The 14,430-nt window shown below is 50.0% G+C and carries 11 protein-coding genes and 1 pseudogene (1 of these 12 cut by a window edge); 5 read left to right on the top strand and 7 right to left on the bottom strand.

From position 1 onward, the window contains the following. Positions 1 to 227 precede the first annotated feature (227 nt). The 3 genes from ACPV3A_RS06400 to ACPV3A_RS06410 all read left to right on the top strand — a co-directional run bounded on the left by ACPV3A_RS06400 (position 228) and on the right by ACPV3A_RS06410 (position 2,657). Complete coding sequence (locus tag ACPV3A_RS06400; RefSeq protein WP_426198556.1) at positions 228 to 776, top strand: Crp/Fnr family transcriptional regulator; 549 nt, start codon at positions 228 to 230, stop codon at positions 774 to 776. 86 nt (positions 777 to 862) lie between these two features. Further along, positions 863 to 1,426, top strand: coding sequence for a peroxiredoxin family protein (locus ACPV3A_RS06405; RefSeq protein WP_426198468.1), 564 nt, complete (start codon positions 863 to 865; stop codon positions 1,424 to 1,426). Between the two features lie 256 nt (positions 1,427 to 1,682). After that, positions 1,683 to 2,657 (top strand): hypothetical protein, encoded by a 975-nt coding sequence (locus tag ACPV3A_RS06410; RefSeq protein WP_220685950.1) that lies wholly within the window; start codon positions 1,683 to 1,685, stop codon positions 2,655 to 2,657. On the opposite strand, the gene ACPV3A_RS06415 is transcribed toward ACPV3A_RS06410, so the two are convergent. From ACPV3A_RS06415 to ACPV3A_RS06430, 4 genes are all read right to left on the bottom strand, one after another. Further along, complete coding sequence (locus ACPV3A_RS06415) at positions 2,652 to 3,737, bottom strand: Gfo/Idh/MocA family protein (RefSeq protein ID WP_233354806.1); 1,086 nt, start codon at positions 3,735 to 3,737, stop codon at positions 2,652 to 2,654. The two genes, ACPV3A_RS06410 and ACPV3A_RS06415, sit on opposite strands and share 6 nt — an antisense overlap. Before the next feature lie 441 nt (positions 3,738 to 4,178). Continuing rightward, a complete protein-coding gene (locus tag ACPV3A_RS06420) occupies positions 4,179 to 5,798 on the bottom strand; it encodes an extracellular solute-binding protein (RefSeq protein ID WP_194541804.1) in 1,620 nt (539 codons plus the stop codon). 44 nt (positions 5,799 to 5,842) lie between these two features. Next, entirely contained in the window at positions 5,843 to 6,763 is a 921-nt protein-coding gene (locus ACPV3A_RS06425; protein WP_194541802.1) for a carbohydrate ABC transporter permease, read from the bottom strand. A gap of 20 nt (positions 6,764 to 6,783) precedes the next feature. Then, positions 6,784 to 7,713, bottom strand: a complete 930-nt coding sequence (locus tag ACPV3A_RS06430; protein WP_220685951.1) for an ABC transporter permease — start codon at positions 7,711 to 7,713, stop codon at positions 6,784 to 6,786. Positions 7,714 to 8,028: 315 nt separating this feature from the next. Between ACPV3A_RS06430 and ACPV3A_RS06435 the strand changes: the two genes are divergently transcribed. Together ACPV3A_RS06435 and ACPV3A_RS06440 are read left to right on the top strand one after the other, a co-directional pair. Next, on the top strand, positions 8,029 to 9,768 hold the full coding sequence (locus tag ACPV3A_RS06435) for a sensor histidine kinase (RefSeq protein ID WP_426198469.1): 1,740 nt from the start codon (positions 8,029 to 8,031) through the stop codon (positions 9,766 to 9,768). Beyond that, on the top strand, positions 9,765 to 11,387 hold the full coding sequence (locus tag ACPV3A_RS06440; RefSeq protein WP_426198470.1) for a response regulator: 1,623 nt from the start codon (positions 9,765 to 9,767) through the stop codon (positions 11,385 to 11,387). The genes ACPV3A_RS06435 and ACPV3A_RS06440 overlap by 4 nt, the downstream gene beginning before the upstream one ends. 141 nt (positions 11,388 to 11,528) lie before the next feature. Here ACPV3A_RS06440 and ACPV3A_RS06445 read toward each other — a convergent pair whose 3' ends face one another. From ACPV3A_RS06445 to ACPV3A_RS06455, 3 genes and pseudogenes are all read right to left on the bottom strand, one after another. Continuing rightward, positions 11,529 to 12,605, bottom strand: a complete 1,077-nt coding sequence (locus ACPV3A_RS06445) for a Gfo/Idh/MocA family protein (RefSeq protein ID WP_194541798.1) — start codon at positions 12,603 to 12,605, stop codon at positions 11,529 to 11,531. A 223-nt stretch (positions 12,606 to 12,828) separates the two neighbouring features. Further along, on the bottom strand, positions 12,829 to 13,746 hold the full coding sequence (gene rbsB / locus ACPV3A_RS06450; RefSeq protein WP_426198471.1) for a ribose ABC transporter substrate-binding protein RbsB: 918 nt from the start codon (positions 13,744 to 13,746) through the stop codon (positions 12,829 to 12,831). 15 nt (positions 13,747 to 13,761) lie between these two features. Continuing rightward, positions 13,762 to 14,430, bottom strand: a pseudogene (locus tag ACPV3A_RS06455) (ABC transporter permease subunit) (it continues 263 nt past the right edge of the window).

The raw sequence follows: 14,430 nt of genomic DNA on the forward strand, positions 1-14,430 counted from the left end.
CATGAAATCCGGATAAATTCGCTTGAACTTTGTCAGGCCGAAATGTTAACTATATAGAATAGCAGTTTCGCATGTCCGTCCATGATTACCGAAAGGCGGAAACCCATCATGAAGCCTGAATTGAATGATAAGCAGATAACCGACATCTTCCCTTATTTGAAAGTCGTACCACCGGAAGAATGGATTCAAGCTAATCCGTTTACCAAACATTTTGAAGCAAAACGAGAATCTTTCAACGAGAGGATGCCGCGATTTATGGCATGTTCCTCATCAGCGGATCGGCACGTATCACGATCATCCACGAAGATGGCAACGAATCGGTATTAAACATCCTATCAGCCGGAGAAGTCTGTTCGCTCCTCGTACTTAGCGGGCTAAGCGGGCAGGACTATCCGGGCACTCTGATTGCCGAGTCCAAGGTCGAGGTCTTGTATGTGCTGAAAAACAGCTTCCTCCGCTGGCTGCAGGTGTATGAACCCATCCGCAGCGCTATTTTTGGCGGTCTGCTTGATGGAACACTGCGGATGGCAAACATGCTGCAGGAGAGACAGACATTACCGCTGGAGCAGCGCCTTGCCAGGACTCTGCTGCGCATCAGCTCGGATGAACATCCACTAGTGCGCACAACCCACCAAGAGCTTGCGGATGACATTGGCTCCGTAAGAGAGGTCGTTTCCCGTACGCTGGGCCAGTTCCAAAAGAAAGGATGGCTGGAGACAGGAAGAGGCTGGGTGAAAATAATCAACCGGGCCTGTCTAACAGAAGCTGCTATGTGACCTAGTCACAGAGCAATGGAGTCCTCCCTGCTACATTGGTAATAGGCCTCGCGCCTATATACCGTTAAGCCAGGAGGAAATCCAAAATGAACAACATGCTTCAACCCGGAGATTATGCTCCATTATTCCAAAGCGTAGATCAACATGGAAATATGGTTTCACTGGAAGATTATCGCGGACGTAAATTACTTCTCGCCTTTTTCCGCAACGCTGCCTGTGCCCTATGCAATCTGAGGGTGCACCAGTTTATTCAGCGATATCCTCTGTGGCAGCAGCAGCATCTGGATGTCATTTGCGTTTTTGAATCACCGGATGCAGCACTTCAGCAGCATGTCGGTCAGCAAAATGCGCCGTTTCCACTTATTGCCGATCCGAATGCGGAGCTCTACTCTCTCTATGGGGTCGAGACCTCGGTAGCCAAGACACAAGCCACCTTAGCTCAACCGAATGTGCATCAGTTCACGGATGAAGCAGAAGCGGCAGGTTTGAAGCTGACGCCGGAAGAAGGTTCAAATTTCAATCGGATTCMGGCAGAGTTTGTGTTGGACGAGGACGGCATCCTACGAATCGTGTATTACAGTCGCCTGATTACCGATCATCTGCCTTACGAAACCATTGAACGTTATGCTGGCGGAACACAGCTTCCTTAGCTGGGCTGAGCCTGTCTTTCAGTCGTTTTCAGCAGTAATAAGAACTCGTAGCATGAGACATAACAACAAGCCGATCCGGATGGATCGGCTTGTTTAGTGAAGCTTATAACTATAAGTTCAAACGCTGTCTTTAAATGCTCTTAAGGGATAATATTTTCATAATGAGGGATATATTTATCCAATAATATACTTTTTTATCTAATATTGTATTATCTTGGATAAGTGACTAGAGTTGGTTAAGGGAGGAGCTGATTGAATGATAATGCATTTCTCCAAGATTAGCAACATCTATAATCATGTCAAATGGTTTACGGATAACTTTGAATGGGTCCCCCTGCCCTTTCCCCGGATCGTTACGCTGACATTCCTGTTTTGGTTAGCGTTTACATTGTTGATCTTATTGCTCACATGCGTCTTCCACGATCCGCTGGGGAAGATGTGGCCGGTCATGAAAGTTCATCAATGGCTGTACAGGCTAAGGCCCCATACCGAAGTCATCCTGCGCATTGGGCTGGCCATCGGCTTGGTGCTGCAGCTACTGAGCGGCTCGTATCTGGCGCCCGAGTTCAGAACCAATTCCATGTGGATTATCCTCGGTCTCTCCGCCGCCGCAGCCTGCTTGCTCTATAAGCGCACATTGCCGGTGAGTGGTGCCATCTTATTCTTGCTCTATCTGCAAGCTTCATTAACCTACGGTATGTTTCATTCCATCGATTATTTGATTTATCTCGGTATCGTGTATTATCTGTTTGTGAGCGGCACTCCAATAAAAAGAACGGCTGCCCCCGTCATGTATATATGCACGGGCATGTCCCTCGCTTGGCTTGCCATGGAAAAACTGACCATTCCCGAACTGGCTTGCTCGGTAATGGGCAGCTACGGGCTTCCTACCTTCGGTTTTACCATTGAGAATTTCGTCCTGATCACCGCTTTTATCGAAATTGGGCTGGCGTGGGCATTTATCGTGGGTATCATGAGCCGATTCACCGCCCTCCTGGTATCTGGCATTTTTATTATGACAAGCCTTGTATTCGGTTACAAGGAAGTCATAGGCCATACGATCATTCATACAGTGCTGATCCTGTTCCTGATCGAAGGGACGGGGGAGCTTAAGACTCCATTTCAATTCCACCGCTCCGCGTTACTTCGCGGGTTATTTGTAAGCGTTAACTTTTGTCTCTTTCTGTTCACATTGATGGCGCTGTATATCTGGATGGGCAAGACGTTATGACTTGCTCTGGATCCGTTGGCCATGATTCCGAAGCTCTACCACCGCTTTGGTCTCATGTGCCCTAACGACTGCATCCAGCACCTCTTGATTCCGGTACCCGTCCATAAACTCTGGGATCCCGTCGGCAGGCGTTCCCCGTAATAGCCCGGCAAAATCGGCATACTGCTTGACTTTGCAATGCTGCGGCACCTCCATTGTCGTTTTCGCGAGCTGCCCGGGCTCTTCTTCGCGAATCCATATCACCCGTTCCGGATCCAATGTGCTGGCGTGGACCGTGCCGTGGTCGCCGTAAATGGATACTTCATGCTGATTGCCTGAACCGAAGGCATTGCGCGACGTCTGGAATACGCCCATCATGCCATCTGTCATCCGAGCCTGGAAGCTGGCAAAATCATCGACTTCGATCTTGGCCATCGCTCCCGTTACCGGGTCCCTGCGTTCCGGAATGATGGTATGCAGCTGGGCCGTAATTTCTTCAAATTCACCAAACAGAAATCGGGCCATATCGATCATATGCGATCCCAGATCTCCAAGCGTCCCCGTTCCCGTGACGGCTTTGTTATATCTCCACATGTAGGGAACCTGCTGGCTCGGCACGCCAAACCCTTGCAAATACTGAATGGAGAAGTGACGGATCGTCCCGAGTTTGCCCGTTCGGACAAGTTCCCTGGCATAACGAAAAGCCGGCGTGTAACGGTATGTAAAGCCTATCATGGCCTGAACCGGCTGTTTCTCGTAGAGCTCCAGCAACGGGATTGCTTCTTCGAACACCCGCGTAAATGGTTTTTCCGCCAAAAAAGGTTTGCCCGCTTGCAGGCATGCTCTAATAATATCCGCGTGCACGTTGTTAGGCGTAACCGAAATGACGGCATCGACGTCCGGATCTTCAATTAAATCCTTAAAATCTGCATATCGCTTGCCATCCTCAATTCCCAGCTGATCGCCTACTCGGGCCACCGCTTCTCCATTGACGTCGCTCACGGCCACGAACTGATAGACATTCTCTGCATTCATCCAGCGGATGTGCTCCTGCGCCATCCCGCCCAATCCAATTAATCCGATTCGAAATTGATTCATCATCGATACCCTCCTTGTATATATATCTTATCTCTCACTGGTATTGATTATGCCGTTCGGATATATGCTGGCTACCAGGTCATTATGTCTCTCATGCCGATATTCATTCCACACCGTGACTTATGTTTCGCATGGTTGCCACCTGTAGATTGATAACATTGCCCATTCATCACTACGAATTCGGATTGTTTTTCCGATCCCTGTTACCCCCGGATTTTCTCGTAATGAAATTTAATAATGTTAAAATCCGGGGATCGTATATGCTTTCGATGCGAGCTTTCCGTTGGAAAGCTTTCGGGGGTACGCTTCGCTTCTCCAAAACAATTCCGCCTTCTCCGTTGAAGCTGATCGCATAAATAAATCACAGTTTCGTCATCGTTCGAAACGTTACTGCCCCGCAGCATATCAATCTGCGGGGCAGCTCATGACGATTGCCGTCAATCCCTATTTGACGCTGATATACCGCTGATAGGCTTCCTTGCGGATTTGTACCAGCCGCTCAAGACCCATATCGTTCAGCTTCTTGACGTACGCATCCCATTCCGCATCGATATTGCCTTCGGATATCCACTTCGCGCGGGTCGTGCCGACATAACCATCGATATCCGTTGTCAGCGTAGGCAGCTCCTGGAATTCTTCGGCGCTGTACATGACGTTCGGGAACGGCGTCGTTACGTAATCGCTGCCCAGCTTGTCGATGACCAGCTTCAAGCCATCGCCCGTGGTCTCATCCAGAATGATGTTTTTCTCGAAGCTCGGGCTTACGTACTTCGGTCCAAAATCCCTTACGGATTGCTCCCAATACCAGGCATCCGCACTCGTTCCCTCCGGCGGACTCATCAGCGTAAACGTTCCGTCGTCGTTCTTCTGAATCACCGTGCCGATGGCTCCCCAGAAATTTTGGATGCTCGCTTCATTGGTATAGAACTGGTCCGCCCAACGAGCCGAAATTTCCGGGTACTTGTTCGACGTGGTAATGAGGAATTCGTTTCTGCGGAGGCTCATGCCCTGCGGCTCGCCGCCCTGATACCTTTTTCCGTCAGGTCCGGCGATGGACGGAATCGCAATATATTGATCCTTCCACTTCCCGAACACCGCGTCCGGCACCCACTGGTTCGAGAAGCCGATCAGCGCCGCATCCGGGTTCTGATGCTTCGCCGTGGACATGGTGCTGTCCTGCGTAAAGATCTCTTGGTCTATGAGGCCCTCGGCGTACAGCTTATGCGCCCACTTGATCGCTTCTTTATAATTCTCCGTGACCGGGTAGAACACGGGCTCGTTATCGATGACCATCATGCTGTTTCCGTTGATGTCCGTAATGCCGAACGGGTTCAACAGATCGATGCTGATGTTCCCCGATCCGCTGACCGGAATTTCGTCGGCCTTGCCGTTGCCGTTCGGATCTCCTTCTTTGAACGCTTTGAATACCTCGTACAGCTCGTCTGTGTTGTCCGGAATATCAAGGCCGAGCTGATCCAGCCATGTTTTGTTGATAATCGGCTGGATCGATGCTTTCGGCCTTGACGGCAGCCGCGCCGGCAAAGAGTAGATTTTACCATCCGGGAATGTGCTCATCTTCTTCATTTCGGGTGTTTCTTCCAGTGCCGCTTTCAGGTTTGGCATGTATTGATCGATATAGTCGTCGAGCGGACGGAAATAAGACAGGTTGTTCACGATGTCGGAATCGCTGAATACGATATCGCCGAAAATAATATCCGGCAGCGTACCGCTCGCCAGCATGATCGACTTTTGTTCGCCCCAATCATTGGAAGACATGATTTGCCAATTGATTTTGACATTCGTCTCCTTCTCCAAATCCTTGAGCCACTGGTTCTGAAGGAACGTATCCCCCATGTTGCCCCAGCGAACGGTCAGCACGTCCAGCGTTATCGGCTCATTGACAATCGGCAGGCCTTCTTTGTTAAACGCGGTTTCGGCATCCGTCTTGGCGTCCTCCTTCTTGCCGCCGCTGCAGCCCGCCAGGCTCAACAGCAGGATTGCGGCCAGCATGATGACGCCAGCCAGTTTGAAGCGATGTCTCCTCTTTGCATGGTTTGTTCCCATTTAACCATTCCCCCAATTATTATTTTTAATAGATCCATCCGGCTTTACGACTTCACGGCTCCGATCATCACCCCCTGATTGAAATACTTCTGTACAAACGGGTAGATGCACATGATCGGCACCGTTGCGACGATAATGACTGCATAACGCATAATATTGGCGAGTCGCAGCGCAATGGCCGCGGCTTCTCCGGTACCCATGGCGGACTGCATCTGGTTGGTGACCAGAATATTTCGCAGGATGAGCTGCAGCGGGTACAGGTTCGTATCTTTTAAATAGATCAGGGCATTGAAATAGGAGTTCCAATGACCCACTGCCGTCCACAAGGCAATGACCGAGATGACCGCTTTCGAAAGCGGAATCACGATGGTCACGAAATATCTCAGATTTCCGCAGCCATCAAGCTGGGCCGCCTCCCATAAATCCTCCGGAATGCTGCTCTGGAAAAAAGTCCGTGCCACAATGATGTTAAAGGCGGCTACCGAAAACGGCAGCACCATAACAAGAAACGTATCGTACAACTGAAAATCGCGGATCGTCATAAAAGTCGGAATCAAACCGCCATTAAAAAACATCGTAAAAATAAAGAGCAGCGATATATACTTGCGGCCTACGAGGTCTTTTCGCGAGAGCGCGTAAGCTGCCGATATGTTAACCACCAAGCCGATGGCGGTACCTACAATCGTATACACAATCGTATTTCGGTACCCAATCCATATATTAGAGTGCTTCAGCAATTCTTGATAGCCTGCCAGCGTAAAATCCTTGGGCCACAGCCATACCTGTCCATTCGCAACCGCGGCCGGCTCGCTGAACGAAGCAATGATGATGAAGTACAGCGGGTAAATCAACACGATCAGCATCAAGACAGCGAATACATACAGGCCGATCTCCAGCACCCTGTCGGAAGATCGGGTATTCCTCCGCCTTGGCGCTGTCTTCTCTTTTATTTCCACAACGCCCATAGAACCCTTCCTCTCTTGTGTTACCACAAACTGTTTTCGCTGTATTTTTTCGAAATCTGGTTAACCAGAATCAACAGAACAAAATTAATGATTGTATTAAACAGACTGATCGCCGACGAGAAGCTGTATTGGCTGCTCAGCATCCCGATTTTGTACACATAGGTGGAGATGACCTCGCTGGAGGTAATATTGAGACTGTTTTGCATAAGGTAAACCTTCTCGAAGCCGACGCCAAGCAAGCTGCCGATCCGCAATATAAGCAAGGTTACGACCGTAGGCATCAGCATCGGGATATCGATAAACCGGATTTTCTGCCACCGGCTTGCCCCGTCCATCGTAGCCGCTTCGTACAAGCTGGGGCTCACGGCGGATAACGCCGCGATATAGATAATGCTGTCCCAGCCCGTATGCTGCCACACATCCGACCATACGTACACGCTGCTGAACAAGCCGGCCGATCCCATCAGGTTCGGCGCTTCGGCACCAAAGAGCCGGAAAATATTCCCGATCAATCCCGAGCCTGGCGAGAACAGAATCAGCATGAGTCCCACCATCACGACCGTGGATATAAAATGCGGCATATAGGTTACCGTCTGGAAGAAACGCTTGAACCCATTCTGGCGCATCTGATTGACCATCAGGGCAAGCATGATCGGAATCGGGAACGTCGCAACGCTGTATAAGCTGATTACGAGCGTGTTGGTGATCGTTGTCGAGAATTGATAAGAGTTAAAAAATTTCTCGAAATACTTTAGACCCGCCCATGGACTATCCATAATGCCGAGAGCGGGACTGTAGTCCTTGAATGCGATGAGGATGCCGTACATCGGTACGTAAGAAAACAACAGAACCAGCACAACCGCAGGCAGCAGCAGCAAATACAGGCCCCAATTCTTTCTGATCCGCCCGAGGGTTGGGTGCGTGGTTCTATTCAGTTGGCCTGCTTTCAAATCGATTCCCCTTTCTGTTCGCGTCGTCGTGAAACCGGCATGTCGCGTAAGCAACTTAAGTATACTTCTGCCCGGAATCGTTATTTGGACCTCATCATGCGCTATTCGGACCTTCTCCTTATCCCCCTTCAAGGAATCCTCGAGTCCCCTGTTGGAAGCATGCCATTATCCGGACTTTACGATGTGGTATCCGGACTTTATGATAGATGCCCGAGCGTTCACTCCTGCTTTTTTCGTGATTTCCATTTATAATGTTTTTACCACCATAAAAACGCTTTCATATGGAAGCGGACTGAAAGGAACCAAGGCATCCGTATGGTTAAAGCATTGAATAACAAGCCTTATCCCATCCGTCACTATGTGAAAATCATGCTCTTTATCTCGATCTTTGCCCTTGTAGTGGATCTGGTGATCAGCTTCGCCTCCATCTTCATCGTAAAGCAGCAGTCCACCCGATATTTGCAGGATACGGCGAATCTGTACATCCGGCAGATCAATCATGACTTCTCCTACATCAACCACTATATGGGCTGGACGCTCGCGAATGATGAGAGCGTTAAGATGATGGATACCCCGGGCACCGATTACGTGGATTATATTAAATCGAACGAAAGAGTGCATAAACAGTTTAACGAGCTTCAGAAAAACTACGGCCAGGAATACAACTTCTTCTTCTATTTAAAGGAACAGGACTTCTTCCAGAACTATGGACCCATGTCCCTGTCATATACAGAGTTCCTGGAACTTAAGGAACAGATCGTATCCCTCACGGATTCCAAAAACGTATACGAAACGTTCTACTCCAACTGGAACCCGATCCTTGTTCAGGACACCCATTACATCATCAACATCGTTCCTTACCACAACCGGTATCTGATCTGCCTCATCTCCGCCAACGATCTGATCCGGCCGCTCCAGCAGCTGGATTTGGGCGAGGACGGTTTCGTCTCTCTGGTGAATGCTCAGGGGGCAGCCCTTACGAGCCCGGGTACAGGCGTGATGGATGCCAACCGTCTTCAAGGAGCCAAGGCATCCCTGCTGAGCCTGTCCCAGCCGCGGACTACGGTTACGGAGGGATTCTCGAACGCCTCCTTCAACGTGCAGCTGGTGATCCAATTCGGCATATTTGAGACAATCATGATCGCCCAGCTTCTCATTATGCTGTTATTTGTTGTTCTGACGTGCACGCTCAGCGTAGTTATGCTGTATTTCAAGAAGAAGGTGTTAAAGCCGATTCAGAATTTTTCAGAAAATGTAAGGCGCATCCACGAGGACAGCGAGAATCTGGATTTCATGAGCAGCGAGATTATCGAGCTTGAGCAAGTCAACTCCCAATTCAAACATCTGATCGAACAGATCAAGAAGTTTAAAATCGATATTTACGAGCAGCAGCTGGATAAGCAGAGAATCCAGCTGGATTATATGAAGCTGCAAATTAACCCCCATTTTTTCCTGAACTGCTTGACGAATATCTACAGCATGGCGCAAATGCAGATGTTTAAGGAAATCGAATATATGTCGCTGTCCACATCCAAATACTTTCGTTACATCTTTCAAAGCGGAGATAATGTCGTACGGCTGCAAGATGAAATCGAGCATGTCCGCATTTACCTGGAGATTCAGAAGCACCGCTACCGTGATGCCTTTTCATATCGCATTGATGTTGAAGAGGAGCTTTCCGGTCTCACCATTCCGCCCCTCGTGTTACAGACCTTTATCGAAAACGCGGTAAAATACGCTGTTTCCCGAGATCAAGAGCTGCAAATCCGATTATCCGTTAGCCTGCGGATGGAGGGGGAGAAACCTACTATGGTCATCCGGATATCCGATACCGGACCCGGGTTTCCCGCCGAAGTATTGGAAAAATTATCAGCCGGCAAACCGCTTGATCAAAGCGAAGGAAAACACATCGGAATCATGAACACCCTTCAGCGGCTGGAGCTGCTCTATCATCGCCGGGCGTTTGTGGAATTTTCAAACCCGGAGGAAGGCGGCGCTTGCGTCACATTAACGATTCCACAACCCATACAGGAACGGAGAGGAGAAATTCAATGAACATATTGCTAGTGGATGATGACTATTTTGTCGTGGTCGCGCTGGAGAAGAAAATCGATTGGAAGGCACTTTCAATCGAACAGGTCTATACTGCTTACAGCGTTGCGCAAGCAAGGGATATTTTGCAGCAGCATTCGGTCCACATCCTCATCTGCGATATCGAAATGCCGCAAGGCAGCGGACTCGAGCTTCTCGCCTGGATTCGCGAGGAACAATACAGCATTCAGACGATATTTCTGACGAATTACGCTGATTTCAATTATGCGCAGAAAGCCATTGAGCTGCAAAGCTTTGACTATTTTCTGAAGCCGATCGAATTCGATAAGCTAAGCCTCATCATCTCCAAAGCCGCCTATAAAGCAAAGGAACAGCAAAGCGATCAGGAAGCGATCCAGGACGGACAGCTGTGGAAAAAAAATCAAAAAAAGCTCCAGGAGCATTTTTGGAGCAAGCTGATCAAAGAAAGGAAAGCTTCTTCGGACCGGACCGCCATCGCAGGATATATCGCGGAGCAGAATTTGTCCTATAAGATGTCGGATCTATTTCTTCCTGTGCTCATCACCATTTTTCCGCATGATCAAAGTTTGGGGAGAGAAGACAAGGATCTGTTTGACTATGCTTTTCTCAACGTGCTGTCCGAATTGTTCCAGGACCCGCTCTTCACGGTTGAAGCCGCTATGGAATATAAGGATTACAATTGGATGGTCATGCTGAAATGGAATCATCCTCCTGACTCCCGCGTCATGGAAAACATCTGCACGTCGTTCATTGAAAAAGCCAATCAATTCCTTCGGAGCGATGCTTCATGCAGCGTATCGATTTCGGCGGCGTTGGAGGAAATCAACAAGTCCGTTCGGATTCTGCTGCAAATGAATGAGGATATGATCAAGAAGCGGAATCAGATTATTTTTCTGGAACACCATTCCCTGCAAGAAGTCGCGTATACCCCTCCCCCGCTGCAGGACTGGGAAGCGCTTCTCAGCGGGAACGATCCGGCTGGGTTTCTGGTTGAAACCCGCAAATACTTGCAAAACCTAGCCAGGAATGGCGTCTACAACGCCTCGGTGCTTCGTTTATTCCGCTTGGATATCGTGCAGCTGGTCTATTCCTATCTGAAGGGAAAAGAAATCCAGGCACATAAGCTGTATACCGGCAAAACTAATGACCAGTTGTTCCTGCAGTCATTGAACTCGATTGAAGATATGGAGAAATATACGGAGTATCTCGTCAGCACGGCAGCAGAATACCATGCCTACGCCGACCATTCGCATACCGTGGTGGAGGAGATTAAGCATTATATTCATTGCCATTACGGGGATGAGCTGACGCGAACGAGCCTGGCTGAACTCGTCTACCTCAACCCGGATTATTTGGCCCGCGTGTTCAAGAAGGAAACGGGCGTGTCTTTAGGTACTTACATCATTCAGTCCCGCATCAAGGCGGCCAAGCATCTGCTGGAGACAACACCATTGTCGGTGTACCAGATTGCGGCTAAGGTGGGATACGCCAACTATTCCTATTTCTCTAAGCTGTTCAAACAGGATACGGGCTGGTCGCCCAGCGACTACAGGCGGGTGCTGCAGAAGGGAGAGAGCGTTCAGGTGAATCATGCAAAATAACATTACACTTTCGACTTAGGCATTGAGCATGAGCTGTCCGCAACCACATCTTGAACATAAAAAGTACCGCAGCCTCAAGCTTCATCTGCTTGGCACCGCGGTACTTTTTCTATAATAAGAATGAGAGCTAATCGATATAGATTACGCAGGGTAAATATCGAAATCCTTCAGCGTTTCTCCCGTCCGGGCCGATTCAAACACGGCTTCGATCAGGTTCAGAACGCGCAGCACTTCCTCGTTCTTCACAATCGGCTCAGCTTCGCCTTGGATCACGGCCGCAAAGTTATCGAAGAAGCTGCTGGATTGACGGTATGGCTCCGGCAGAGCTCCCGTAATGGTAGCTTCTTCAGAAGGAGGAGCCATCGTTTTGGTCAATCCTACCCCGGCTTGAATTGGCTTCGGCTCCACTTTCACCGCATCCTGGTTCCGTGTAACCACTCTTCCGTTTAACGACCAATCCTCAATAATGCCGGTTCCCTCGGTTCCTTTGACGTACCAGCGAGGCAGCGTTATGAAATTGGTCGTTCCCACTTCAATCAGAACGGATACTCCGTTCTCGAATTCAATGACCGATTCAAAGCCGTCATCCACCTCATCGCCGAGAATAAAGCTTAAGCGGCTGCTCAGGCTCGTAATCCGGCTGTCCACCATGAACAGGACCTGGTCAAGAAGATGCACGCCCCAGTCCAGCAGCATGCCGCCGCCGTGCGCTTCCAGATGGCGCCAGTCGCCCGGAATGCCGTTCGCCCCGTGTACCCTGGATTCGATACGGAACAAATCGCCAATCGTCTTTTCGTTGTACATTTGCTTAATCGTCAGGAAATCCTCGTCCCAGCGGCGGTTCTGGTGGACCATCARCACCCGGCCGGCAGCATCGGCCGCAGACACCATCTCTTTGAAGTCACTGACGGACAATGTTACCGGCTTCTCGCAGATGACATGTTTGCCGGCATTAAACGCCTGCAGCGCCAGTTCCTTGTGCACGTCATTAGGCGTAGCAATGAGCACCACGTCAACCGCAGCATCGTTTAGTACCTGCTCATAACTCTCATAGGCAGGATACCCGTCCTGCTGGGATACTTCCCGGCGATCTTTCAAAACATCGAAGGTTCCCGTAACCTCGAGATATGCATTGTCCTTAATCAGCTTGGCGTGGTAGCTGCCCATTCCGCCATACCCCACGATCACGATCGCATGTTTTCTTTTCTCCATCGTCATAGTTACATAGCTCCTTTATCACATCTAAGCAGTAAACGCATACACATCCATTATAATACCATATGCGAAATAACTGTCCTCTTGTAACGATATTGTATTCCCGCCGTTATCGCAAGGCTGTGAGTTACTTCGCAGCCCGGAAGAAATGAGCAAAATATGTCCCGAAAAAAAAAGCGTTACCCTGCTTCTATCGCAAAAGGTAACGCTTCTTGATCTTGCTGGATTACTCCTTCACTACCAATTTCAGCGGCGCGGCGATATTCTTCTCTACCTCTTTGCCTTGCAGCACGTCTTTCGCTGCCCCGACGGCAAGCTGACCGATCAGCTCCGGCTGCTGGGCTACGGTAGCCGTCAGGTTGCCGGCTTCGATGGACTTCAGCGCATCGTCGTTACCGTCAAAGCCGATGACCATGATGTCTTTGCCCGAGCTTTGGATCGCTTCGATTGCGCCCAGGGCCATTTCGTCATTGTGGGCAAAAATCGCTTTGGCGTCCGGATTACCTTGCAGCAGATTTTCCGTGACGGTAAGACCCTTCGTCCGGTCAAAATCCGCTGCCTGCTTCGCAACCACGTTCAGCTGCTCATCTGCGATATCATGGAAGCCCTGGCCGCGTTCGCGGGTCGCGGAAGCACCCGGAACGCCTTCGAGCTCAATGACTTTCGTATCTTTGCCCAGCTGATCCACGATGTACTCGGCTGCCATCTGACCGCCCTTGACGTTATCGGAGGCAACCAGCGCAGCGACCTCGCCTTGATCTGCGGAACGGTCGAGTGTAATGACCGGAATGCCCAAGCTGTTTGCCGTTTGCACTACGGTTGAAATCGCGGACGAGTCCGTCGGGTTAATCAGCAGTGCATTGACGCCCTGTTGAATCAGGTCGTCGACGTCGTTGCTCTGCTTGGCCGAGTCATTCTGTGCGTCTACGACAACGACCTCCATTCCTTGCTTGGTCGCTTCGGCGACGACGCCATCCTTCAGGGATACAAAGAACGGGTTATTCAAGGTCGAGATGGAAAGACCGATTTTGATGTCTTTGACATCGCCGCTAGCCTTGGGCTTCGCCCATTCCGGCGGCTCCAGAGAACAGCCTGTTATGAAGATCAGCATAAGCGATACGAGCAGCAAAGTTGTTCTTTTCATCGTTCATTCTCCCCCTTAAGCCGATTTTCTACGGTCGAGCAGTACGGCAATCGCAATCACGACGCCTTTGACAACCATCTGATAGAAAGAGTTCACACCGAGCAGGTTGAGCCCGTTGTTCAGTATGCCTATGATCAGCACACCGATTAACGTACCGACAATCCGGCCGCGACCGCCGGTCAGGCTCGTACCGCCGAGAACAACGGCTGCGATGGCATCCAATTCATAGGACGTACCCGCTGTCGGCTGTGCCGAATTCAAACGGGAGGTCAGAATCGCGCCCGCCAGCGCGGACAGCATCCCTGCCAGGGAGTAGATCATAATCTTGACGCGCGGTACTTTAATACCGGATACAAGCGATGCTTTTTCGTTACCGCCGATGGCATACGTTTTGCGGCCAAAAGACGTTTTATGCAGGATGACCCATAACACCGCAAACGTGATAATCATCGTAATGGCGGGTACCGGAATACCCAGCAGGTATCCGCGGCCGAACAATTGAAATACAAGGCTGTCGCCGAGACCCGTAATCGGGTTACCGTTCGTATAAACGAGCGTAAGGCCTCGGAATATCGTCATGGTAGCCAGGGTGGCGATAAACGGCGCCATTTTCCCCTTGGTAATCATGAGACCATTGATCATCCCCATGACACCGCCAAGCGCAACGCCGATGATAATCGAGAG

It is taken from the genome of Paenibacillus sp. Dod16, assembly GCF_049893405.1.
Classification (GTDB): Bacteria; Bacillota; Bacilli; order Paenibacillales; family Paenibacillaceae; genus Paenibacillus_AQ.

Coding starts and splice junctions, on each gene's coding strand:
- ACPV3A_RS06425 (WP_194541802.1), bottom strand. CDS start 6,763: ATGGGCGTTGTGGAAATAAAAGAGAAGACAGCGCCAAGGCGGAGGAAT.
- ACPV3A_RS06435 (WP_426198469.1), top strand. CDS start 8,029: ATGGTTAAAGCATTGAATAACAAGCCTTATCCCATCCGTCACTATGTG.
- ACPV3A_RS06420 (WP_194541804.1), bottom strand. CDS start 5,798: ATGGGAACAAACCATGCAAAGAGGAGACATCGCTTCAAACTGGCTGGC.
- rbsB (WP_426198471.1), bottom strand. CDS start 13,746: ATGAAAAGAACAACTTTGCTGCTCGTATCGCTTATGCTGATCTTCATA.
- ACPV3A_RS06415 (WP_233354806.1), bottom strand. CDS start 3,737: ATGATGAATCAATTTCGAATCGGATTAATTGGATTGGGCGGGATGGCG.
- ACPV3A_RS06410 (WP_220685950.1), top strand. CDS start 1,683: ATGATAATGCATTTCTCCAAGATTAGCAACATCTATAATCATGTCAAA.
- ACPV3A_RS06440 (WP_426198470.1), top strand. CDS start 9,765: ATGAACATATTGCTAGTGGATGATGACTATTTTGTCGTGGTCGCGCTG.